Source organism: Rheinheimera muenzenbergensis (genome assembly GCF_036984005.1).
In the GTDB taxonomy this organism is placed as follows: domain Bacteria; phylum Pseudomonadota; class Gammaproteobacteria; order Enterobacterales; family Alteromonadaceae; genus Alishewanella; species Alishewanella muenzenbergensis.
The window spans coordinates 42718-67823 of sequence record NZ_JALAAR010000002.1 but is presented as its reverse complement, the minus strand read 5'-3'; the positions used below and the strand labels follow the sequence as shown (position 1 = coordinate 67823).

The following is a 25106-nucleotide window of genomic DNA, read 5'->3' as shown; positions in this document are numbered from 1 at the left end:
CTTAAGCATCAGAAATGTTTAGCGTTTCTAATTGTAAAACAATATGTCAGGCAACTTTGTCGCCTTTAGCTTTATCTTTAGTATCTATTTTTTTGTCGCTTGGCTGCGGTGCCGGGCTATAGATATCTAAATCACATAGTGGATATAAAGCACAAGAAATTAACGTATCATCTATCTGCGGTTTTTGCGCTGGCGCATCATTAGTTAACTGTGTACTGGCAGCAAATAATAAAGCGGTAGCAAGTGTGGTTGTAAGTTTCATTTTTTAGTTCCTTTACGTTGGGTAGTACCTCTAACTTAATGAAACTAATCAAATAAACTCTATGATTTTAATATAAATTCTTTATAAAGAATCGACTAATTGCTCCAAAATACCAATGTCGATATCTGCCAGCTCGTACTCCAGAATGTAGACATATTTTTCATCAGCACTGACACTAAAGCGGCCAAGGCTCATCTGTTCTACTACCACCTGTACTGTTTTCGTATTTAAGTCGTAGTAGTGTAGTGCATAACTCATTTCATCTACGAGCCTGGAATAATAGATGCCATTTGCTGCGAGGTGAAATTTGGTAATCACTTGTGTATCAGGCAGCGATATAGCCAACTCTTCAGGTTGTTGTCCGGCGCGCTGCAGGTAGAATTTATTGGTGTTACTTTCGCGCCAGAATGCATAGTCAGCGGTATAGCTTTGATAGTAAAACTCGCGTTCAACCGCCGTGATATTACGAGACTGTAGATCCTGTGTACTTAACTCAACAATGCGCCACTTCCCCTGCAGCACCTCGGCAAAGTAAATGGTTTTGCCATCCCGGCTCCATGATGGCAGCCCCAGCAATACCGCTTCACTGCCTGCAACCTTCTTATAAGTACCATCAAAAGCATATAAAAATATTTGCTGGTTAGCATGCACCAGTAATTGAGTACCGTCAGGCGAAAATACCAGGCTGCGTATACGTTCGCGCTCGGAGAAATGGGTTAGTTGCTTTTGCGTTTTATCCGGGTACATCAGCCAGACCTGAGGCAAACCAGAACGTCGCGATACCACAGCTAAAGGACCGTCTGGATTTGGATTCGCCTCTATCAGGGTTTCATTTCGGTTAGAGCTGAATACAGGTTCGTTACTTTGTTCGGAGTTAACCAAGCTATTGGATATTTTCTTTAAATTAATCCGCGAAAAATTACCGATAGAGGCCACCAGATTACCAGAGCGGGTAACTTGGATTTCACTGGCACTATTATCTGTATGGGCAATTACTGAAACTTCACCATCTAAGCTTACCTTGCTGATAGATGTAGCTGACGATGGAAAAATAATATGTTGATCCTGCAAGTCCCAATCTATATTACCCGGATAGGCATCGACAACTTTTGCCAACAATTTACTGGCTCGGGTAGTTAGATCTATAACCCAAATTTGTGCCACGCCCGCTGCCTCGCGCAAAAACGCCACTTTATCCCCTTTACGCGAATATCGTGCACTGTAATCGCCGAAGCTGCTTGCCGGTGGCACGGTTAACTTCTCGGTGGTACCGGAATTAACAGATAAAACACTCAAAGTAAGTTGCTTATCACCATCGCGCATTTCCGGATAAACCAGATAATTACCATCCGCCGACCAGCTTAACCGTGCCGATATAGACCGTTTTCCGCAGGTGCTAAGCAGGTCATCCGACTTTACACTAATTAAATCACTCTGCAGCTGTATCAGTCTGATCTCACATAACTCATTTATAATTAACCGCTGATAAGCAATCGCTTTACCATCCGGGCTAAAAGCTGCGCCCAAACTACTGTAAGAATTAGCTGTCAGCGCAACACGCTTATGCTGGATTAAATCCTCCAGCATAAGTACAGTGATCGTCTCATTTTCAGGGCTGGCATAGCTATACACCATATAACGCTCGTCGGGTGAGACGTTGTGATAGAACTCCAGGCCATCAAGTGCGGTAAGGGGTTTATAGCGCAGCATTGGAATGACATCAGCATCTGAGGTTGCAGCGTCATCCGGCACTAACAGCCAAAACATCGCAGCTATAAATACACTGGCAAAAGCGGTTATCGGTAACCAGTAGCGCCGCGGTTTACTGTCGTTTTGAGTAATATCTATAATATCAGCTTGTTGCACACCGCTTTTTTCCGGTAACTGTATCGCTGTAACCGGCGCAACAAAACGGTAGCCGCGCTTAGGAATGGTTTCAATGTAGCTAGGTTCACGGGTATCGTCGCCCAGAGCGACACGCAATACCCGGATCACCCGGGTTACCCGACCGTCAGACACATCCCGGATGCCCCAGACATCGGCCAGTAATTCGTCTTTGGTAATTAAACGCCCGGCGTTGACGATAAAATAATTCGCCACCTTTTGTGACAAATTGTCCAGATCTGCAGTAACAGCTATTTTACCATCGGCGCCAAGCTGAACCAGCTTGTCCTGCTCAGGTAAATATTGCCAGTCTCCAACCTGTAGCGGCTTGTCGGGTTTTATCGTCATATTACTGGTTTTAGCTTCTTATTAATTAATACACTCAGGACCTGCAGGCATTTCAACTGATATCGCAGGTAATAACAATATGTTAAGGCAACTTTGTGACACAGCGTAACCTGTTTTTAACGAAAAAGCCTGTAAAGAAACTTGCTCTGGCATGGCGGTGATCAGCGAATTCGCCCCTTTGCTGCTGTAAAACTGGCTAAACAGCGCTAAAGCGCCACTGGCGCCGGTCAGGCCTATTGGTTTGTTATCGTCCCGCCCCAGCCAGACAGTGGTCAGGCTGTCCTGATCAAAACCGCTAAACCAACTATCGCGATAATCACTGGAGGTACCGGTCTTACCGGCCAGTTTAATACCCGGAAATGCAGTAGCCAGGGCTCTGGCGGTACCTTTTTCTGCCGCCTGGATCAGAGCGTATTGCAGTAAATAGATTTCGGCTTCCTGGTAACGCCGGGTTAACTGATGCTGACGCTGATACAGCGGATGACCATTGTGATCAGTAACGGCAAATAAACTGCTAAGTTGCTGATGCAAACCTTTGTTGGCGATAGTTTGATACAACTGCGTCACTTCCAGCGGGCTGAGTTCAACTGCACCTAAAAGTGCCGCCGGGTGCAGCTTTACTTTGCGGTTAAGCCCTAATTGCCGCAAACCATCGTGAATTGCCGGCAAGCCCAACTGCAAACCCAGCCGCACCGTCGGTACATTCAGTGAATACACTAAAGCATCGATTAAGCTGACCGGCCCCCGGTACTGCTTATCGAAATTTTGCGGTTGCCAGTCCTGATCATTGCTGCGCAGTCGGATTGGACTGTCGTCCAATTGACTGGCCAATGTATAACGACCTTGCTGCGCTACAGCTTGCAGGTAAATAACCGGCTTGATAATGCTGCCAATTTGCCGTCTTGCATCCAGTGCCCGGTTAAAACCACCCTGGGTAGCCTCTTTTGCCCCTACCATGGCAATGAGCTCAGCATTACGATAGTCGGCGACGACCATAGCCGCTTGCAGTGCCTTATCCTGTGGTGCTAATTGCTGTTTCACGGCTTGCTCTGCCTGCTGCTGAGTAACAGTGTCCAGATAAGTAAATACTTTAATGCCCTGATCCTTGTAAGCAGGATCTATGCTGAGCTGGCGCAGTTCTTTGCGCACTGTATCCAGATAAGCGGCATTGCCCTGCTGCAGATACTCACCACGGGGGATCACCTTCACATCTTGTTGCACGGCATGCTGATAATCCGCCCGACTGAGCAGGTGTTGCTCAAACATCAGCCGCAGTACCAGATCCCGGCGTTGTTGTGCCCGCTGCGGAAAACGGCGCGGGTCAAAATAAGACGGGCCTTTAAGTATGCCTATCAGCAGTGCGGCTTCCGCCGGCTGTAATTCAGTTAGTGGCTTGCCAAAATAGAAACGGCTGCCCAAACCTACGCCATGCACGGCATTGGCAAAGTTTTGCCCGACAAAGACTTCGTTTAAATAGGCTTCGAGGATCTGATCTTTGTTAAAGCGATAATCCAGTACCAGCGCGATAAAGGCTTCATTAACCTTGCGCCATAAGGTACGGTCGCTGCTTAAAAACATATTTTTGGCTAATTGCTGAGTTAGCGTAGAGCCGCCCTGCACTGTGCGTCCGGCACTGATATTTACCAGCAGGGCTCGCAGTACCGATAGCGGTGACACACCGTGATGATGATAGAACTCCCGATCTTCCACCAACAGCAATGCATCTTTAAAAAGCTCCGGCACTTGCTGCAGCGCTACCAGTTCGCGGTCTTCCTGCTGCGCAGCAACCAGATGTTCTATCAGCTGCGGTTCCAGCCGGGCAAAATTAACCGGCTCATTCAGGTTGCGCTGCATTATGCGGTTAATACCGCTTTGATTAAACTCAACGCTGAATAGCTGCTCGCTCTGGTAGCCGTCAACATAGACAAAAGGCCGCCGGTAAATGGTAACGTGATTGCGCGACACACTGTATTGGCCCGGCGCGGTTAAAGCGGCATTGCGCTGGTACTGCAAGGCGTCGAGTCTGTTGATTAATTGCTGCGGTGTCATCAGTTTGCCCGGCAGTAATTCCGTACTGCGGGCATAAATCTGTGCCGGCACCTGCCATTTTTGGCCGGCAAATTTCTTACTGATCTTACTGTCAAGGTATACCAGATAAAACAGCAGCACCAATACAGCAAGCAATAGCAACTTAAACACGAACAACACACTACGCTTTGCCCAATGCGGTTTGTGGCTAAGCACAGCAGTTTTTTTACTACGGCCATTCCCGGTGGCGGCTTTACGACTCATTTATGCATGGCCTTTTTTGTTTTTGTTGTAGGTAGAGCCTGAGCCGGATCTTCCGGCCAGTAATGTTTGGGGTAACGCCCACGCATTTCTTTGCGCGCTTCCAGCCAGGCATTTTGCCAGAAACTGGCCAGGTTTTGCGTAACCTGCAATGGCTGACGCGAAGGCGATAACAGTTCGACAGTAATGGCCAGTTGCCCCTGTAGCAACATCGGTGACTGCATCTGGCCATACATTTCCTGAACCCGTACTGAAAGTCTGGGCCCACCTTCAGCAAGATAATCAATACTCAGCCGTGAGCCGGTTGGTGCTTGCCAATGCGTGGGCAACAGCTGGTTTAGCGCCTGTTGCTGCTGATAACTTAAACATTGCAACAGGGCATCATACAAGGGTAACTGAGCCAGAGCGGCACTTTTACTCAGCGGAGCTAAATAAGCACCAAGCCACTGTGGCAGGGTAGTTAACAAGGCCTCGTCAGAAAAATCCGGCCAGCCAGCATCAGGTTGATACTGATTTAATAATGCTACTCTGGCCCTTAACTGCAAAGCAGTATCGCTCCAGTTCAAACAGCTTAATCCTTTATTACTAATATAAGTTTGCCATGCCAGCTGCTTTTGCTCTGCCGTCAGTTGCAGCGGCGCTGGCTTGGCATCAAGCAAACACTGACCAAAGTTCAGTTGCTGCTCAGTAAAAAAACGACCGTTTTTGTCATCCCAGAAGGTTTGCGTGCGCCAACCAAGCTCTGCCTGCCAGTCTGCCATAATGGCATCGCTACTGATAGCAAGCGCGTGATAAATGCGGTTATCGCGGCCAAATTGCTGCATATGCAGCACCACTAACCAGGCTTGCCCGGTTAAGCTGTGGTCCTGCTGTAATACAGCGCCAATACCATTGGCTAACTGATAGCCCTGGCCACGGCGTTTGGCCAGCCGGTCTGGAAATGCTCTTAATGTCAGTAGCGGGGCTAATTCCAGCGGTAGCGAGTCTGTTAACTGACAACCAAGCAAACGGGCAAAACTTTGTGCCTGTTGCCACTGTTGCGGCAGTGTTTGCCTGACCCGGCCAAGCAAGCTGTATATATCGCCCTGCAGCACGCGCGTATCTTCCAGTACAGCAGCCAGTACACAAGCCAGTGCCGCTGCATGCTGGTGCCCTTGCTGCGCCAATTGTTGGCCATGCAGCAACATGGCCGCCAGCCGGGGTTCTGTACCCAATTTGTGCGCCAGGCGCCCGCTGGCAGTAATAATGCCGCGGGTGTCAATAAATCCCAGTTGTTGCAGCAGTTGCTCTGCCACCGCTAAAGACGCTGCCGGTGGTGGTGTAAGCCAGTACAAATCGCCCACCTGACAACCCCAGGCGGCAACTTCAAGCCGCAATGCGGTTAAATCACTGATTTCAATCTCCGGCGAATCAAACCGGGCTCTGCGCTGCCATTTTTCTGCCGTATCCAGCCGGTAGCAATGGCCGGGTAATAACCGGCCGGCACGGCCGGCACGCTGAATAGCCGACGCCTGACTAATAGCGGCGGTTTCCAGTACACTGATACCCTGACGCGGGTTAAAACGGCTTTGCCGGCACAGACCGCTGTCAATCACTACGCTGATACCGTCGATGGTTAAACTGGTTTCGGCCAGATTGGTCGACAAAACTACTTTGCGCATACCTGCCGGTGGCGGCGCAATAGCCGCTTGTTGCTGTGCCAGTGTCAGGCTACCAATTAAACGATGCAGCTGCACATCGGCAGCTAACCCCTGTTGCTGCAACAACTGAGCACTTTGGTTGATTTCTGCCTGGCCGGGTAAAAACACCAGTATATTGCCGTTATGTTTGCTTAGCGCCTGCTGCACTAACGCCGCTATTTGCTGCGTCAGTGGTTGGCTGCCCGGCAGCGCATATTCTACCGTTACCGGATAACTGCGCCCTGCACTGCTCAGCACCGGCGCATCCAGCCGGTTAGCTAACTGCGCCATATCCAGCGTGGCAGACATGATCAGCAATTGCAGCTGTGGCCGCAGTTGCTGCACTTCCAGACACAGCGCCAGGGCTAAATCAGCATGCAGCGACCGTTCGTGAAATTCATCAAACAGCAGCAGATCCACAGTGCTAAGCTCAGGATCTTGCTGCAATTTTCGCGTTAAGATACCTTCGGTAACAATCAGCAAACGCGTGTTGCCGCTGTGTTTGTGTTCCTGCCGAATTTGATAGCCGACGCTGTCGCCAACGACTTCGCCCAGCTGCGCCGCCAGATAGGCAGCAATACTTTTTGCTGCCAACCGGCGTGGCTCCAGCATTAACAATTTTTTGCCGGCAAAATCCGGATGCTGCAATAAGTACAACGGCAAATAAGTCGATTTACCAGCACCGGGCGGCGCTGACAACAACACTTTATTATGGCTGTGTAACAGCTTGATAAGATCAGCAAAGATCTCGGCAACAGGTAGCACTATCACATCCGTAAAAATCTGCCAGCGTGCCGGCGATAAACGCAAAGTGCTGACTTAACAGCACCTTGCCATAAAATATCTGTATTGGTTATATTTCACCCAGCAGCGTCGCGCTAATAGTGCGGATCCCCAGCCCGGTAGCACCTGCAGCCCAATAGGCATTGCCACTGCTGTTGTAGGCGGCCGCCAGGTCAAAATGAAGCCAGCCCTTGCCTTCGTTTGGCACAAAGCGGCTCAAAAAGCCGGCTGCATTGCTGGCACCGCCGGCACCACCACCTTTTACCGGTTTACTGTTGGCAGTATCTGCAAAAGGCGACGGACATTGATGTTGGTGCCACGGCTCCAACGGCAACTGCCAGGTCAGCTCCTGCTGCTGCCCGGCATAGGCCAAGGCTTTTTGCGCCAAGGCTTTATCCAGCGCAAACAAGGCATTGTACTCGCCACCAACCGCGACCATTGCCGCACCGGTTAAGGTTGCAGCATCAATAATTAACCCGGCACCGCTTTCTGCCGCGCACATCAGGCCATCTGCCAGCACTAACCGCCCTTCAGCATCGGTATTGACAATTTCAACCGTAGTGCCGTTTTTATAGCGGATAATATCGCCCAGCTTATAAGCATTACCACTAATCAGGTTTTCGGCGCAGCATAAAATCAGCTGCACGCGTTTATTTAACCCCTGCAAAATGGCCAGCGCTAAGGCTGCGGTAACCGTAGCTGCGCCGCCCATATCACATTTCATGCTTAGCATGCTTTCAGTGGCCTTAATAGAGTAGCCACCACTGTCAAACGTAATGCCTTTGCCTACCAGTGCGGCAGCTACCGGCGCAGCCTCGTCACCCTGTGGATTATAATCCAGCACCAGCATAGCCGGCTTGCGATCACTGCCACGGCCCACTGCGTGCAAGCCGTACCAGCCGTCTGCCAGCAGCGCATCGTCCAGTAAGATCTTCTGACTAACGGTGCCAGGTGCCGCCACGCTGCTAATAAAGGCAGCGGCTTGCTGCGCCAGTGCCTGCGGATACAATTGATCCGGCGTTTGATTGACAATATCTTTGGCCCAGCTATAACAGCGCTCCAGCTGCTTTAACTGCGTTACAGTAGCGGCATCACCGCAAAAACCGACACCAGCTTGTTTTTTTGCTGAACAATAACCCTGATAAAAGGCCCACTGCAACGGCAATGTCCAGTTAGCACCGCTGAGCTGCACCTGAGTAAGCCCCAGGCTGTCCAGGCTGCGGGCCGCTTTTTGCACAGTACGCAGTGCGTCATTAGCATTTAGATGGATTTGAAAACCATTACCGGCAGGCGTAAACAGTGCTTTGCCCCATTTTTCACCTGCTGCAGCTTCTTGTAGTGTAATCTGTACCACGTCTGTCATACTGGCCCCTGTATACTTGATCGTTATTTAAAAAGGCGATATCGGCCAGTGTACCACAAGCTCCGCTAAGCCAAATAACCCCCTTAACGGACGAATAACGCCTGTTTGGCGCATTTGCCGAAAACAGATGACGTAACTATAAGAGCTCTGTATACTGCCGCGTCTTTTTAAATCTGATTGCGATGCCGGCAATATTCTGCTATCTATAGCCGCCATATTTTTTGCTGGGCATTTTACAGGAGATGATTATGCCAGAGGGCAATACTACCAAAACGCTGGGTTTACTAGCCCTTGCAGGCGTAGCGCCATATCAGGAAGCTGTCGGGGAAGAGTACATGAACCCGAAGCAACTGGAGCATTTCCGCCGTATTCTGGACGCCTGGCGTCAACAATTACGTGAAGAAGTTGACCGCACCAAGAACCACATGGCGGACGAAGCAGCTAATTTCCCGGATCCGGTTGACCGTGCCGCCCAGGAAGAGGAATTCAGTTTAGAACTGCGTGCCCGTGATCGTGAGCGCAAACTGCTGAAAAAAATTGAGAAAACACTGCAAAAAATTGAAGATGAAGACTTTGGTTTTTGTGATACCTGTGGCATAGAGATTGGTATTAAACGCTTAGAAGCCCGTCCTACTGCCGATATGTGTATCGACTGCAAAACCTTAGCTGAAATCAAGGAAAAGCAACTGGGCGGCTAAGATGCCCAAAGCACAACCTTGCTATATTGGCCGGTTCGCGCCATCGCCTTCCGGCCCGCTTCATTTCGGTTCCCTAATAGCTGCTGTTGGCAGCTATCTGCAGGCTAAATCTCAGCACGGCCAATGGCTGGTGCGAATGGAAGACATCGACACCCCACGTATGGTGCCTGGCGCCGACAGCGATATCCTGCGCACACTGGAGCAATTTGGTTTGCACTGGGACGGCGTTGTGCTTTATCAAAGCCAGCGGCTTGAGCGGTACCAGCAAATATTACAACAACTAAAAGCACAACAACTGATCTATGGTTGTCAGTGCAGCCGTAAGCAAATAAGCAGTCTGGGCGGGCTTTACGACAACCGCTGTGCCCAGGCGCAACTTACAACAGAGCCACTGGCCTGGCGATTACGCAGCAGCAATGTCAGCACAGATTTTACCGACTTGGTATTTGGTCAGCAGCAGATTGCCGCCTCATTGGCACAAGAAGACTATATAGTGCGCCGCCGTGATGGCTTGTTCGCTTATCAGTTGGTTGTTGTGGTTGACGACATCGATCAGGCGGTTACACAAGTGATCCGTGGTGCCGACCTGCTGCAAATGACACCCCGGCAACAGGCATTGTGCCAACTATTAGGCGCAGCAGCACCCCAATATGGTCATCTGCCACTGGCGGTAACTAAACCGGGTTTTAAACTTAGTAAGCAAAACCATGCGGCAGCAATAGCACAATGGCCAGCAGCAGCAATACTCAGCCGGGTGCTGGGATTTTTAAACCATATGCCGCCAACAGAGTTACAACAGGCGCCGGTTACAGAGCAGTTAAATTGGGCCAGTAGCCAATGGCAACTTAATAAAGTACCAGCGCAACTGGAGATACTCAGTACAGAATTTCGTTAAGAAGCCAGCAGTGTTGCGTTCTTTTTTTAGCGCAGCTGCGGTATTATTGGCCGGCTTTTTTGTTACTAGCCGGCACCGGCCGAAGCCATATTTGTCAGGAGAATAACCATTATTACGCGAGTGTTAGATTTTTGCCGCCGCACCTTTGGTGGTAAAGCCAAGCCCAGCACAGCCCGTAAGGCTAAAACGGTGAAACCGCAGCAACAAGATGCGGCGCCAGACAAACGTAACCAACCCGTTCCTGGCGCCAGCCAGTTGCCGGACGTCGTGCGCATTGGCCGTGACAAGCATGGTATTTCACGCAAAGATATCAGCCCTAACGCTTTAAAGGTGCTGTACCGCTTAAAAGATGCCGGTTTCGACGCCTACCTGGTTGGTGGTTGCATCCGCGATTTACTCATGGGCATTCAGCCAAAAGATTTCGATGTGGTAACCAATGCCAAACCGGAGCAGGTCAAACAGGTTTTTCGCAACTGCCGCCTGATTGGCCGGCGCTTTCGCCTGGCACACGTGGTATTTGGCCGTGAAGTGATTGAAGTCGCCACCTTTCGTGGCCATCACAGTGGCAGCGAAGATGAAGACGATACCGCACCTAAGCTAAAAACCGCCAGCCTAAGCGACCACGGCCAGATATTACGTGACAATGTCTACGGCACTATAGATGAAGACGCCGAGCGTCGTGATTTTACCCTCAATGCGCTGTATTACTCAGTCAGCGATTTTGCCGTGTATGATTTTGCCAACGGCATGCAAGCCATCAGCGAGCGTAAAATTGAACTGATTGGCGATCCGGAAACTCGCTACCGGGAAGATCCGGTCCGCATTTTACGCGCCATTCGTTTTGCTACCAAACTGAATATGCAAATCGCGCCGGCTGCAGCAGAGCCGATACCGCAACTGGCGGTGTTGCTGAAAAATGTACCGGCACCACGGCTATTTGATGAGCTGGTTAAGATGCTGCTGGCGGGCAAAGGCTTTGACAACTTTATGCTGATGCGCGACACCAAGGTGCTAAAGCAACTGCTGCCTCAACTAGACAAACTGTTAAAACAAGAGCCCGAAGGCAAAGCTTTTACCCTGGCAACCCAGGCTTTACAAAATACCGATGAGCGCGTAGCGGCCGATAAGCCGGTGACGCCGGCATTTATTTTCGCCGCCCTGTTGTGGTATCCGGTAGAAGTACGGGCGCAAGCCCTGATGACAGACGGGTTAAGCGACATAGATGCGATGAATATTGCCATGACAGAAGTGCTGGACGATATACAGCGTACTATCGCGATCCCGAAGCGTTTTACCCTGGCCATGCGCGATATTTGGGCACTGCAAAGCCGCTTAAACAAAAGGGCCGGCCGCCGTGCATTTAAATTGCTGGAGCAACCTAAATTTCGTGGTGCCTTTGATTTTCTACAGTTACGTGCCCGGGCCGAAGGCGGCAGCCTGATTGAACTGGCGCAGTGGTGGGAACGCTTCCAATTTGCTGATGAACCAAGCCGGCTGCAGTTAATCAACCAACTGGGCAAAGACGGCATTGACAAAGGCCCGCGCCGCCGGCGTAGCTATAAACGCAAACCGACGGCTGAATAATGGCATCACAGCGCTGTTACATTGGCTTAGGTGCCAACCTGCAACAACCCATGGCACAGCTGCAAAGTGCTGTACAGGCACTTTCGCAGTTAGCCCACTGCAAGCTGGTCGCCGTTTCCGATTTTTACGGCTCAAAGCCGATGGGGCCGCAAGACCAACCCGATTATGTTAATGCGGTAGCCGCTATCGACACCACACTGACAGCAGAGCAGTTATTGGATGCGCTGCAACAGATAGAACAACAACAAGGCCGTCAACGTAAGGCCGAGCGCTGGGGCCCGCGTGCACTGGATTTGGATATTCTGCTGTATGGTAAGCAGATTATAAATACCGAGCGTCTGACCATACCGCATTATGGCCTGCGCGTACGTGAATTTGTGCTGTATCCGCTTCACGATATTGCACCGCAACTTAGCCTGCCGGACGGTACTGTATTATCCTCTTTACTGGCGCAGGTGCCGTTAAATGGCCTGCAAAAACTTCACAGCAGTTGCAGCTAATCGCACTTTGTGCGATCTTGCGCGTCCTGCGTTAATGGTCGGATGAGAAGATTATGGCTAAGATCACCACTGCCGTATTACAGAAAATGAAGCAGCAAAGTGACAAGATCACCATGCTGACGGCCTATGATGCCAGCTTCGCGAAGTTATTTGCCGAACAAGGCGTCGACGTACTGCTGATTGGCGATTCCTTAGGTATGGTGCTGCAAGGCCACGGCGACACCCTGCCGGTAACCATTACTGATATTGCCTACCATACCCGGGCTGTGCGCGCCGGTGCACCCGAAGCGTTTGTCATCGCCGATATGCCGTTTATGAGCTACGGCACCTTAGAGCAGACACTGCAAAGTGTGGTGCCGCTGATGCAAGCCGGCGCCAATATGGTAAAACTGGAAGGAGGCGACTTTTTACTGCCTACCGTAAAAGCCTTAACCGAGCGCGGCGTACCGGTATGCGGCCATTTAGGTTTAACCCCCCAGTCTGTGCATATTTTTGGTGGCTATAAAGTGCAGGGTAAAACTGACGCGGCTGCCGATGCGATGGTTGCTCAGGCCAAAGCCTTACAAGATGCCGGCGCCCAGCTGCTGGTTCTGGAATGCATTCCAACCAAGCTGGCAAAACGGATCACCGACACGCTAAGCATACCGGTTATCGGTATTGGCGCCGGCAACGTTACCGACGGACAGGTACTGGTAATGCATGATTTACTCGGTATCAGTAGCGGTTATATTCCAAAGTTTTCGAAAAACTATCTGGCGCAAACCGGCGAGATCAGAAGCGCGATCGCGGCCTATGTCAGCGAAGTTAAAAGCCAGACCTTCCCTGCCAGCGAGCACAGTTTTTAAAGCCGATGAAAATACTCAACTCTATTGCTGCGCTGCGGGCACAAATCAGTGCCTGGCGGCAAAACGGCGAACGTATCGCCTTCGTACCCACCATGGGCAACCTGCATAACGGCCATTTAAAACTGGTTGATGTGGCCAAAGGCCGTGCTGATCGGGTAATTGTAAGCATCTTTGTAAACCCAATGCAATTTGGCAAAAACGAAGATCTCGACAGCTACCCGCGCACGCTGGAGGCTGATTGCGCCGGGCTGACCGCCCATGGCGCCGATGCGGTATTTACCCCAACGCCAGCGATGATGTACCCGCGTGGTCTGGAGGTACAAAGCTTTGTTGAAGTGCCATTGCTGGGCGATTTACACTGCGGTGCCAGCCGCGCCGGCCATTTTCGCGGCGTATCCACCATAGTGTGTAAGTTGTTTAACCTGGTACAGCCGGATATTGCCTGCTTTGGTCAGAAGGATTATCAGCAACTGGCGATTATCCGTCAGATGGTAACTGATTTGTCCATGCCGATTGAGATTATCGGCGTGCCGACCGAGCGCGCAGCCGATGGTCTGGCGCTGAGTTCACGCAATGGCTATCTTAATGCTGAACAGCGTGCGCTAGCACCCAAGCTTTATCTGCTGTTGCAGCAGCTGCGTAGCAGCATTCTGGCTGGCAACCATGATTACCGGGCGCTGGAGCAACAGACGAAGCAACAGCTCAGTGCTGAGGGTTTTAAGCCGGATTATATTGATATCTCAGATCAAAACGATCTGACATTGGCCACCACCGCACAGCAGGCTAAAGTGATTTTGGCAGCGGCCTGGCTGGGCAGCACCCGTCTGATTGACAACCTGGAAATCTGACCGACAAGCGCCTGCCCGGCGTTTTCTTACGCCGGGTGTAACGGCCACACTAGCAGCAATACCGGTAAACTTACCGCTACTACTAATACATCCAGCGGCAAGCCCATGCGCCAGTAATCAGTGAAACGAAAACCGCCCGGCCCAAGAATTAAGGTATTGTTTTGATGGCCAATTGGCGTTAAAAACGCGCACGATGCGCCCACTGCCACCGCCATTAAAAAGGTGTCCGGATTAACACCAAGCTGATTAGCGGCGCCCAGTGCAATAGGTGCCATCACAGCTGCTGTCGCTGCGTTATTCATTAAATCAGTCAAAATAAGTGTGCTGATCAAAATAACCGCCAGCCCTACTACTGGATTGCCCTGAGCCAGCGTATCAAGCAACACTGCGGCAATCAGGCCCGCCGCACCGGTACTTTGCATAACGCCGGCAACGGGCAACAAACACGCCAGCAGCACTATTACCGGCCAATCTATAGCGTCATATACCAAACGCCAGGGTAAGGTGCGCAGAGCCATGGTGGCTAACACACCGGCAGCAAAAGATACTGCCGCCGGCAAAATCCCCGTTGCAGCCAGCACCACCGCCAACAGCATAATCACTGCCGACATTAAGGCATTGCGCTTGTTTGGTATCCTAAGCTCACGCTCGGCCAGCGGCACACAGCCCGTATTATTGGCAAAATCCTGTAATACATCCGGCGCACCCTGCATCAGCAACAAGTCACCGGCTCGCAATGGCAAAGAACGTAACCGTGCCATCGAGCGCTGACCATGGCGAGATACTGCCAGCAAGTTAATACTGTAGCGGGTGCGCAATAACATATCGGCGGCAGAGCGGTTAAGCAGGCTTGACGAGGGTAAAACGGCAAGTTCCAACAACACAATCTCGTCAGGTATACGTTCCTTTTCCGGCTCTTTTTCCACAGCTTGGTCCGCGCCCTCCGTCGTCAACTGTTCTGGATCGTCCACTGCTGCCGAGTGTTGTGCGGAGTCAGCCTGTTCAGTCTCCTCCTCAGCTGTGGGTTCGCGTTTTGCTTTCGCGTGTGCCAGCTCGAGCCCCAGCTCTGACAGCACTTTAGTCAGTGCGTCAGCTTCGGCTTCAATGATCAAAATATCCAGTGCACGCAAATAACGGCCCGAACTGGGTGCAGTTACCCGCACGTCATTACGGATCAATCCCACTACCTGTGCATCAGCCTGATCCAGCACCGCCTCGACTTCGCGCAATTTCATGCCATCGGCTTTACTGCCTTCAGCAATTCGCACTTCTGTAACATAGGCGCCAGTTTCGAAGCCTTCAGTGCCCGCTTGTTTGCGTTTTGGCACCAGGCGCCAGCCCAGCAGGATAATAAATGCCAAACCTACAGCCGTCACTGCGGCGCCAACAGCAGTAAAATCAAACATATTAAAGCCAGCCGAGCCCTCAGAAGCGCGTATACCAGAAATTATCAAATTCGGCGGAGTGCCGATTAATGTCATGGTACCGCCAAGAATTGAGGCAAACGCCAGCGGCATTAACACCTGGCCGGGAGAAAGCTGTAAGCGGTTTGCCAGTTGAATTGCCACCGGCATCAGCAAAGCCAGGGCACCAACATTATTCATAAAGCCCGACAGCAATGCAGCCAGCAGCGTTAGGGCCGCAATACTTAAGCTAGGGCCGGCTTTGGCGGGCAACACCAAACGGGTTAACACATCTACTGCGCCAGAACTTTGCAGCGCCCGGCTTAGCACCAACACACAGGCAACGGTTATCACCGCCGGGTGGCCGAAGCCATTGAAGGCGCTTTGCGCGTCAATAAGACCGCTAAAGACACACGCCAGCATAGCACCGAGCGCTACCATGTCATGGCGCCAGCGGCCCCATAAAAACATGCCAATAGTGACCAGTAAAATCAGCATAATAATGCTTTGCGCCGTGGTCATACTGCACTCCGGGAGTTAGTTAATTGATCGCAGCTGCATGTTGCTGGCCACGCTCATTCGAGCACTACGACATAACATCTAGACAGAAAAAATGTCACAGATCAAGCTATAAGGCTATAACTCTGATCTGCAGTGAGGACATTTAAAACAAAGGTGGGCAGAGCCTGGCAGTACATCAGTTTTGTATTTAGTGCCCAGCTCCTGGCTCAGAGCACTAAAACTAAAGCAACCTAACACAGTGGCATTGCAAGTAAGGTCTTTATACCACCAGCTCTTTCGCCAGCTGTAGCAGTTTCGGGTAAAACTCTTTATCGAGCTGGGCAATTTGATCCTGCTCTACCAGCACATCATGCAAAATTTGCTCGGTAGTGAGTGGGTTAGCCAGCACCACACGGAATACTATTGTTTCCTGGCGCTGGTAGCCTGCCGGCGTTAAGCGGGTACGGGAAACAAATGACTTACCCTCTTCACGCTGACGTTTCTGAATAAACTTAGTTAAGCCGTTTAACAGCTCGTTAAAGCGTTGCAGCTGCTCGGGATTGGCACCCGCCATGGCTTTTTGTACCTGCGCCGGCACATAACGGTAGGTAAGCAAACACAATTCTGGCTCGGTGATCAGTTCAAAATCAATGTTGTGCGCAATTAAAGTGGCAAAATAACGCGCTTTTTCCAGGCTGCGGTTGATCAAAATTTCATAACCGTCACGGCCAATCACCTGCAGGCAGGCATGCACCAGCATCGCCATACCGGGGCGTGAGCCCTCCAGCGTCTGACTGCCCAAATCTTTTGAGCCTTTACGCAAAATATACTCAGCGTGATGCTCAATAGCGTGCGCAGCGGACGGGTGTTTAAACACCACCATACCGGCACCCATCGGCACGTACATTTGTTTGTGCGCATCTATGGTTACCGAGTCGGCACGCTCTATGCCAGCCAGCAGATGGCGATACTTGTTGGACAACAGCGTAGCGCCGCCCCAGGCCGCATCGACATGAAAGTGGCATTGATACTGCTCGGCTAAATCGGCCAGCTGATTTAGCGGGTCCACATTACCGGTTTCGGTAGTGCCAGCCACGCCTACAATCGCCAGCACACGGATGTTAGCCGCTTTAAGCTGCGCCATTTTGTCAGCCAGTAAGGCAGTATCAATTTTGTTGTCGGCGTCGGTTTTCACCGCTATTAACGACTCGCGGCCAATACCCAACACGTCTGCAGCTTTACCCAACGAATAATGCCCGCGTTCGGATACCAATATTGCCAGACCGTCATAACCGTAATGTTTCATCGCCTTAAACAAGCCTTCACGGGCGATGCCTTTAAAATCACCGTCAGGTTTTAGCAACCGGTTACGGGCTATCCACAGTGCAGTAATATTGGCGATGGTACCGCCGGAGCAAAAGGCGCCCAGCGAATGGTTAGCGCTGTGCATCCATTTTTTATAGAAGCCGTCGCCCTCGCCATACACCAGATGGTGCATCATGCCCAGCACCTGACGCTCCATCGGCGTAAAAGCTTTGGAGGTTTCAATCTTCACCAGGTTCTGGTTTAGCCCTACCATCATTTTTGACAGTGACAACACAAAATAAGGCAAGGCCGACGTCATATGGCCGATAAAACTTGGCGCTGCAGTATGTACCGAGTGCGCTACCAGCTTTTGCATCAGGCTTTCAGCGTAATCGGAAACAAAGTTTGGCATTTGCGGAATATGGTGCGCCTGAAAATCGCGCTCAATTTGCCACAAAGGTTTTTCTACCGCGACGATACTTTCGCGCAAAAATCCGGCCAGATTCTGTGACAGATTCTGCTCAATAATGCTGAGGGTTGAATCGGGCGCTTCCGGCACCGTGAAGATGCGCCATAAGGCCTCTTCTGAAGCGGTTGCCTGGCGTTTACTGGATTCTGTCATGCGCTTGCTACTCTGCATACGGTTTCAGCGGTTACTAAAACAGCCGGAAAATGGCGCTCACTTTACTGCAAGCGCCGAAAAATGTCTGCAAAAAAGTGCTGTGCCTAACTACGCAGGCCAATGCCACGGTTAATCAGGTACATGGCATAACTAAACAGTACTACGATAAAGCCCACAACCACCGCCAGCGCCAACCACAGGCTGACATCGGTAACACCTAAAAAGCCGTAGCGAAATGCATTAACCATGTACACCACCGGATTAAGCGCCGCAACATGCTGCCAAAAGCCGGGCAACAGAGTTAACGAGTAAAACACACCACCCAAATAGGTCAACGGCGTCAGCACAAAGGTTGGAATAATGCTGATGTCATCGAAGGTCTTGGCATACACAGCGTTAATCAGGCCGCCGAGGGAGAACAGCATCGAGGTTAATGTCACCGTCAGCACTATTACCGCCAGATTGTGAATTTGAATAGTGACAAAAAACAATGATAACAGCGTCACGATCAGCCCTACCAGCATGCCACGCGCCATACCACCGCCAACGAAGCCCAACACAATAATGTAGTTGGGCACCGGTGCCACCAGCAGCTCTTCCACGTTGCGCTGAAACTTAGCACTGAAAAATGATGACGCCACATTGGCATAAGAGTTAGTGATCACCGACATCATAATCAGGCCGGGTACAATAAACTCCATATAGCTAAAACCACCCATATCGCCGATGCGGGAACCAATTAAGCTGCCAAAAATAACAAAGTACAACGTCATGGTAATAGCCGGTGGCACCAGCGTTTGTATCCAAATTCTTAAGAAACGGTTGGTTTCTTTATCGAGGATGCTTTTAAGAGCCACCATATAGTTAGCTTTAATCATTTTGCACCTCCGCGGCCATTTTCCACTAAGGATACAAACAGCTCTTCCAGCCGGTTAGCTTTATTACGCATTGATAACACCTTAACATCCTGCGCGCTGAGCTGAGCAAAAATGCCATTTAAGCCCTGCGCTTTTTCCACATCCACTTCAATACTGTGGTCATCCAATGCCCGCCAGTTAACGCCGTCCAACGTCAGTTGTGCCGGTGTTGTGGCTAAATCCAGCACAAAGGTTTCACGCGTCAGCTTAGCCAGTAATGCCTTCATGTTAGTGTTTTCAATAATCTGGCCTTTATCGATAATGGCGATATTACGGCACAGGCTTTCGGCTTCCTCCAGATAATGGGTAGTGAGAATAATCGTCACGCCCTGCTGGTTAATGGTGCGCAAAAACTCCCACATCGAGCGGCGCAGTTCTATATCTACCCCAGCGGTGGGTTCATCCAGAATCAGCAGTTTTGGTTCGTGCATTAAGGCGCGGGCAATCATTAAACGCCGCTTCATGCCACCGGATAGCTCTCGGGCGCGGGCCGTACGTTTTTCCCACAGGCCCAGTTGGCCCAGGTATTTTTCCGCCCGTTCCAGCGCCAGTTTTTTCGGCACACCATAATAGCCGGCCTGATTTACCACTATCTGCAACACGGTTTCAAACTGGTTAAAATTAAATTCCTGCGGTACCAGACCAAGCTGGCTTTTGGCTGCTTCCAGCTGGTTGTCGATATCATATTCAAATACCTTAACGCTACCGGCTGATTTATTGACTAACGAGCTGATAATGCCAATAGTGGTACTTTTACCGGCACCATTTGGCCCTAACAGCGCAAAAAAATCGCCCTGCTTTACCTGCAAGTCAATACCGCTTAATGCCACAGTGCCACTTTTGTATACCTTATGCAGGCCTTTAATATCTAAGGCTAAACTCAATGCTGCTCTCCTGTGTGTTCTGTACTGCCATAACCCCAACGGTTAAGTAACTGGTGCGGTAACCTAAGATGGTCAAGAATACGCGCCACCATAAAATCGACTAAATCACTGATCTGTTTCGGTTGATGATAAAAACCCGGTGCCGCCGGCATAATAGTCACACCGAGCTTGGCCAGCTTAAGTAGGTTTTCCAGGTGGATAGCGCTAAGCGGGCTTTCGCGTGGCACTAAAATTAACTGGCCGCCTTCTTTAATCACCACATCCGCCGCCCGCTCTATTAAGTTGTCACTGGCGCCGGTGGCAATTGCCGATACGGTGCCGGTAGAACAGGGGCAAATCACCATTTGTCGCGGAGCCGCTGAGCCGGAAGCTACCGGAGAGAACCAGTCATCTTTGCCGTAGACGTTAAGCAAGGCGGCATCGCAGCCAAAATGTGCCAGCAACATTTGTCTGCATTTGTCCGGTGCAGCCGGCAGTTTAATATCATGCTCTGTAGCAAAAACCACTCTGGCGGCGCTGGATACCAGCAAATGCACTTTGATGCCCTGCGCCAGCAGCAATTCTAATAAGCGCCAGCCATAGGGCGCACCTGATGCACCGCTAAAGGCCAGCGTGATCTCATTTGCAGTTTTCATCAGTGTTCCCATTTACGCTTTAGTGCACTAATCAGCTTGTCGTGAATACCACCAAAGCCGCCGTTACTCATAATCACAATACTGTCACCCTGCTCTGCCTGGTCGCTAAGCAGGCTAACCAGTGCATCAATGTCATGCGACAAAGCGGCTTTAGGTGCTAAGGCGCGCGTTAAGGCGTCCAGTGACCAGTTGGCATTGGCCGGCTCATACAAAAACACCTTATCGGCCAGCGCCAGCGCCAAAGGCAGTGCCGCCTGATGTACGCCCATGCGCATGGTATTAGAGCGTGGCTCCAGTACGGCTAATACCCGGCTTTGGCCTACTTTATTGCGAATGCCTTGTAAGGTAGTGCTGATAGCGGTGGGATGATGGGCAAAATCGTCATACACCTTTACTCCGGCGATGTCGGCTTTTAGCTCCATCCGCCGTTTGGGTGCAACAAAGCGCGTTAGTGCCTCCAGCGCAATGGCTACCGGTACGCCGGCATGGCGCGCCGCTGCAATCGCCATTACCGCATTATCGACATTGTGCTGGCCACTTAACTGCCAACTTAGCTCACCAAGCTGTTTATCCTGATAATACAAGGCAAAGTGGCTGCCATCGCTGCTTAGCAATTCGGCGCGCCAATCCGTACCATAGCTTTGCCGCTCGCTCCAGCAGCCCATATCCAGAGTATGTTTAACCGCTGGCGTATCTTCCGGTGCCAGCACCAGGCCATTGGCCGGTACCATACGCAGCAGATGATGAAACTGGCGCTGAATTGCCGCCAAATCAGGGAAAATATCAGCGTGATCGTATTCCAGGTTGTTTATTACCAGGGTTCGTGGCCGGTAATGCACGAATTTGGATCTTTTATCAAAAAAGGCCGTGTCGTATTCATCTGCCTCGATGACAAAAAAAGGTGACTCGCCAAGCCGGGCAGAACAATCAAAGTTTTGCGGAATGCCACCAATCAAAAATCCCGGCGCTAAGCCCGCACATTCTAAAATCCAGGCCAGCATAGTACTGGTGGTAGTCTTACCATGGGTGCCAGACACCGCCAGCACCCAACGGTCAAATAGCACCTGCTCTGCCAGCCACTGCGGGCCAGAGCTGTAACGCAAATTGGTATTTAATACATACTCTACTGCCGGGTTACCGCGGGATAACGCGTTGCCGATAATAACCAAGTCTGGTGCCGGCTCCAGCTGCTGCGGATCCCAGCCTTGCGTCAATTCAATGCCCAATTGCTCCAATTGCGTGCTCATTGGCGGATAAACATTGACATCAGCACCGGTAACTTTATGGCCCAATGATTTTGCGATAGCGGCGATGCCGCCCATGAAGGTGCCACAGATACCCAGAATATGAATATGCATACATTGTCCTGAAAATTAACCTGCGCCATTGTAACAAATAGCAACCGCAACGCAGTAACACCTGCAATTTGCGCAGAAATTCTTTAAAATACGCCAGCCTCTACCGCTTTAGCAAAAATAATTACTGAGAAGGAACCACCAGCATGCGCCGCATCTCGCCAGTACTGCAACAGGACGGAGTCGACAGCGACCTGATTTCACTGATTAAAACTATCCTCGCCGCCTGCCGGGAAATCTCGTTTCGTGTCAGCCAAGGCGAACTGGCTGGGGTATTAGGTTCTACCCTGGGCGAGAATATTCAAGGGGAGACCCAGAAAAAACTCGATATTATTGCTAATGAATTACTCAAAGAAGTGATTCTGGAAACCGGCGTAGTCAAAGCTATCAGCTCAGAAGAAGAAGACGACACCGTTGCCGGTAACCCGCATGGTAAATATTTGGTAACCTTTGACCCGCTGGATGGCTCCTCCAACACCGACATCAACAGCTTAATCGGCACCATTTTCTCTATATTACCGGCACAAGCAGATAAAGCAGCTGATGACGCCAGTCAGTTTTTGCAGCCCGGCAGCGCCCAGCTGGCCGCAGGCTACGTATTGTATGGCCCTTCTACCATGTTGGCGCTAACCACAGGTAAAGGTACCAGACTGTACACCTTAGATAAAACCTATGGCGGCTTCCTGCTTACTGAAGAGCAGGCTGCAATTCCGAAATACACTGCAGAGTTTGCCATCAACATGTCGAACCAACGTTATTGGCAACCGGCAATGCAGGCTTATATTGCTGATTTACTGCAGGGCAAAGAAGGTCCGCGCGGTAAAAACTACAATATGCGCTGGATAGCCGCCATGGTGGGTGATGTACACCGGGTACTGTGCCGCGGCGGTATTTTTGCTTACCCGCGTGACACTAAAGATGCCAGCAAGCCGGATAAACTGCGACTAATGTATGAAGCCAACCCGATGAGTTTTCTGGTAGAACAGGCCGGCGGTATCAGTTCTACCGGTTATGAGCGCATTATGGACATAGTACCGACCGATATTCACCAGCGCGTGGCGGTGATACTTGGCTCAAAGCACGAAGTAGAAAGCTGCATTGCCTATCATCAGCGATAGCCATTTTTATTACCGGCGCTATAATAAGCGCCACTTTCAACCAGGCTTTTAACATTTAAGGACCAGGCCATGAGCTTAAGCGATGTTGCAGCAGGTAAAAACCTGCCGGAAGAAATTAACGTTATTATTGAAATTCCGGCCAATGCCGACCCGATTAAATACGAAGTAGACAAAGATACCGGTACCGTATGGGTAGACCGTTTTATGGCTACACCGATGTTTTATCCGTGCAACTACGGCTTTGTAAACCAGACGCTGTCGCTGGATGGTGATCCGGTAGATGTTTTAGTACCAACCCCTTATCCGTTGGTACCAGGCGCAGTTATTAAATGTCGTCCGGTAGGCGTACTGTTTATGTCGGATGAATCTGGCGAAGATGCCAAGGTTATTGCAGTGCCGGTAAGCAAGCTTACCAAGCTGTATGACCACATTCAGGACATTAACGATGTCGATGAGCTGCTGAAAAAGCAAATTCAGCATTTCTTTGAGCGTTACAAAGAATTAGAAGCTGGCAAATGGGTAAAAGTAAATGGTTGGGGCGATGCAGCCGCTGCCAAAGCTGAAATTATGACCTCATTTGAACGGGCAAAAAAATAAGCTGCCCGCAGTTTAAGCAAGCCCGGCGAATGCCGGGCTTTTTTTTAAGCGCAATCAAAGCTAACAACAACAAGCATTTGCACAAATTAAGCACTATACTGCGGTTAAGCTACATCTAATAATAACGTTCCAATATCACAGAGGCCTGCAGTATGGATGTGTTACGACGTCTGTCTATCGCAAAGAAGATCTACTTAATTCCACTCATCGGTACCTTAAGTTTTATTATTTATCTGGTTCTGGCCAGTAATACCGCTCTGAACAACGTTCATACGCTGGAGCAAACCCGTGACGTGCAGTTTCCGGTGTTACAGGCAGCACAAAGCTCGCTGGTATTGCTGGAGCGGGTTAAAGACTCGCTCGCCAGTGCTGTCACCACCGGCGATGAAGAAGCGCTGGGTGGCGCGGCCAATTTCAGTAAGCAGTTCAGCCAGGATTTAGGCCGCATTGCCGAGTTAAACCGCGACTATGCCGGGGCGGTCAGCAATGTTAAGCAAAGCTACGACGCTTACTATCAGGTAGCGTATAAAGTGTCACAAGAGATGATCAACAACACGGCAGATTTCTCTACGCTGGGTCAACGTTCAGAGAAAATGAACGCTGATTACGACACTACAGCGCGCTTGCTTAGCCAATTCCGTGACCAGCGCTTACAACAATTTACCGCCAGTATTGATGATGCCAGCGAGCAAGCCGGCACCCTAATTACAGTTGGTATTATTATGGGCGTGATCACCACATTGGTGTTGTTTGGTACCGCTTTTCCGGTCGCTCAAGGTATTCACAACAGCCTGGGCAATATGATTAGCTCGTTGCAAAGCCTGGCAAAAGAAGATGGCGACCTAACCGCTCGCATTAACAGCAATAGTAAAGATGAACTGGGCGATTTAGCGCACTGGTTTAATACTTTTATGCAAAAGCTGCAGCATGTGGTGAAGGATATCGTCAATACCGCAGTGCCACTATCTGCCCTGGCAAAAGACTTACGAGAACTAACCGACGATACCAATAAAACCATTGCCCAGCAGCGTCGCGCCGCCGATCAGGCCAAACATGCGGTTGATGATATGAGTGCCAGCGTGGTGGCTGAAGTTAACAGCGCCAACGAAGCCGCTGCTGCTGCCACGCAATCCAATGATGCCGCCGGTCAGGGCCAACAAACGGTAATCTCCACTGTACAAAATATCCAGCAACTGGCCGGCAATGTACAAGAAGCTTCTGATGTCATTATGCAGCTGGAGAAAGATGCCAATCAGGTTGGTACTGTGCTTAGCGTAATTAAAGGTATCGCCGAACAAACCAACTTACTGGCGCTAAACGCGGCAATTGAAGCCGCCCGTGCCGGTGAACAAGGCCGCGGCTTTGCTGTGGTCGCCGATGAAGTACGTACCCTGGCATCGCGCACGCAAAAATCCACTGAAGAAATTCAGCGTACCATTGAGCAGCTGCAAAGTGCGGCGCGTCTGGCCGTACAAAAGATGCAACAAAGTACCGCCCAGGCCGATCACAGTGTGCAATCAGCCAATCAGGCCGGTGATGCATTGCAACTGATCACAAAAAGCATTGCGCAAATCCGCCTGATGAACCAGCAAATCGCCGATGCTACTGACGATCAGCAAAAAATGGCCAGTAATATCGTGCACCATGTCGATGAAATTTTTACCAACACAGAGCACAGCTCTGAAAGCGCAGGCAATATCGCTAAAGCCAGCAGTGAACTGGCTGCGCTGGCACAAAATCTGGAAAACATTACTAAACTGTTCCGGGTCTAACCAGCAGCGATATCAGCAA

20 protein-coding genes are annotated in these 25106 nt (G+C 50.6%); 9 read left to right on the top strand and 11 right to left on the bottom strand.

From position 1 onward, the window contains the following. Positions 1-46: 46 nt before the first annotated feature. The 5 genes from MN202_RS02435 to pepB form a co-directional block, all read right to left on the bottom strand. Positions 47-262, bottom strand: coding sequence for a hypothetical protein (locus MN202_RS02435; RefSeq protein ID WP_335734500.1), 216 nt, complete (start codon positions 260-262; stop codon positions 47-49). 81 nt (positions 263-343) lie between these two features. After that, positions 344-2494, bottom strand: a complete 2151-nt coding sequence (locus MN202_RS02430) for a winged helix-turn-helix domain-containing protein (RefSeq protein ID WP_335734499.1) — start codon at positions 2492-2494, stop codon at positions 344-346. Positions 2495-2515: 21 nt separating this feature from the next. Further along, the gene (mrcB, locus tag MN202_RS02425; RefSeq protein WP_335734498.1) at positions 2516-4786 is read right to left on the bottom strand and encodes a penicillin-binding protein 1B; all 2271 of its coding nucleotides are present in this window, start codon (positions 4784-4786) and stop codon (positions 2516-2518) included. After that, complete coding sequence (gene hrpB / locus MN202_RS02420) at positions 4783-7272, bottom strand: ATP-dependent helicase HrpB (protein WP_335734497.1); 2490 nt, start codon at positions 7270-7272, stop codon at positions 4783-4785. Before hrpB ends, mrcB begins: the two co-directional genes overlap by 4 nt. A gap of 43 nt (positions 7273-7315) precedes the next feature. Next, positions 7316-8608, bottom strand: a complete 1293-nt coding sequence (gene pepB, locus MN202_RS02415; RefSeq protein ID WP_335734496.1) for an aminopeptidase PepB — start codon at positions 8606-8608, stop codon at positions 7316-7318. Positions 8609-8856: 248 nt separating this feature from the next. Between pepB and dksA the strand changes: the two genes are divergently transcribed. From dksA to panC, 6 genes are all read left to right on the top strand, one after another. Further along, complete coding sequence (dksA, locus tag MN202_RS02410; protein ID WP_068232704.1) at positions 8857-9306, top strand: RNA polymerase-binding protein DksA; 450 nt, start codon at positions 8857-8859, stop codon at positions 9304-9306. 1 nt (position 9307) lies between these two features. Then, positions 9308-10201 (top strand): tRNA glutamyl-Q(34) synthetase GluQRS, encoded by an 894-nt coding sequence (gluQRS, locus tag MN202_RS02405; RefSeq protein WP_335734495.1) that lies wholly within the window; start codon positions 9308-9310, stop codon positions 10199-10201. A 120-nt stretch (positions 10202-10321) separates the two neighbouring features. Continuing rightward, a complete protein-coding gene (gene pcnB, locus MN202_RS02400; protein ID WP_335734494.1) occupies positions 10322-11785 on the top strand; it encodes a polynucleotide adenylyltransferase PcnB in 1464 nt (487 codons plus the stop codon). Then, on the top strand, positions 11785-12285 hold the full coding sequence (folK, locus tag MN202_RS02395) for a 2-amino-4-hydroxy-6-hydroxymethyldihydropteridine diphosphokinase (protein ID WP_335734493.1): 501 nt from the start codon (positions 11785-11787) through the stop codon (positions 12283-12285). Before pcnB ends, folK begins: the two co-directional genes overlap by 1 nt. Before the next feature lie 53 nt (positions 12286-12338). Next, complete coding sequence (panB, locus tag MN202_RS02390) at positions 12339-13130, top strand: 3-methyl-2-oxobutanoate hydroxymethyltransferase (protein WP_335734492.1); 792 nt, start codon at positions 12339-12341, stop codon at positions 13128-13130. Between the two features lie 5 nt (positions 13131-13135). Then, positions 13136-13978 (top strand): pantoate--beta-alanine ligase, encoded by an 843-nt coding sequence (panC, locus tag MN202_RS02385; protein WP_335734491.1) that lies wholly within the window; start codon positions 13136-13138, stop codon positions 13976-13978. A 26-nt stretch (positions 13979-14004) separates the two neighbouring features. Here panC and MN202_RS02380 read toward each other — a convergent pair whose 3' ends face one another. The 6 genes from MN202_RS02380 to mpl all read right to left on the bottom strand — a co-directional run bounded on the left by MN202_RS02380 (position 14005) and on the right by mpl (position 21603). Further along, positions 14005-15903, bottom strand: coding sequence for an SLC13 family permease (locus tag MN202_RS02380; RefSeq protein ID WP_335734490.1), 1899 nt, complete (start codon positions 15901-15903; stop codon positions 14005-14007). Between the two features lie 259 nt (positions 15904-16162). Then, positions 16163-17809, bottom strand: a complete 1647-nt coding sequence (gene panP / locus MN202_RS02375) for a pyridoxal-dependent aspartate 1-decarboxylase PanP (RefSeq protein WP_335734489.1) — start codon at positions 17807-17809, stop codon at positions 16163-16165. Between the two features lie 104 nt (positions 17810-17913). Next, positions 17914-18687, bottom strand: coding sequence for an ABC transporter permease (locus MN202_RS02370; RefSeq protein WP_335734488.1), 774 nt, complete (start codon positions 18685-18687; stop codon positions 17914-17916). Next, a complete protein-coding gene (locus MN202_RS02365; protein ID WP_335734487.1) occupies positions 18684-19610 on the bottom strand; it encodes an ABC transporter ATP-binding protein in 927 nt (308 codons plus the stop codon). The genes MN202_RS02370 and MN202_RS02365 overlap by 4 nt, the downstream gene beginning before the upstream one ends. Beyond that, a complete protein-coding gene (locus tag MN202_RS02360) occupies positions 19607-20245 on the bottom strand; it encodes a flavin prenyltransferase UbiX (protein ID WP_335734486.1) in 639 nt (212 codons plus the stop codon). Before MN202_RS02360 ends, MN202_RS02365 begins: the two co-directional genes overlap by 4 nt. Beyond that, positions 20245-21603 carry a UDP-N-acetylmuramate:L-alanyl-gamma-D-glutamyl-meso-diaminopimelate ligase gene (gene mpl, locus MN202_RS02355; protein WP_335734485.1) on the bottom strand — a complete coding sequence of 453 codons (1359 nt, stop codon included), beginning with the start codon at positions 21601-21603 and terminating at the stop codon, positions 20245-20247. Before mpl ends, MN202_RS02360 begins: the two co-directional genes overlap by 1 nt. Positions 21604-21746: 143 nt before the next feature. Between mpl and MN202_RS02350 the strand changes: the two genes are divergently transcribed. From MN202_RS02350 to MN202_RS02340, 3 genes are all read left to right on the top strand, one after another. Next, a complete protein-coding gene (locus MN202_RS02350; protein ID WP_335734484.1) occupies positions 21747-22718 on the top strand; it encodes a class 1 fructose-bisphosphatase in 972 nt (323 codons plus the stop codon). A gap of 69 nt (positions 22719-22787) precedes the next feature. After that, complete coding sequence (ppa, locus tag MN202_RS02345; protein ID WP_335734483.1) at positions 22788-23315, top strand: inorganic diphosphatase; 528 nt, start codon at positions 22788-22790, stop codon at positions 23313-23315. Between the two features lie 152 nt (positions 23316-23467). Continuing rightward, a complete protein-coding gene (locus MN202_RS02340; RefSeq protein WP_335734482.1) occupies positions 23468-25087 on the top strand; it encodes a methyl-accepting chemotaxis protein in 1620 nt (539 codons plus the stop codon). The last annotated feature ends 19 nt before the right edge of the window (positions 25088-25106 follow it).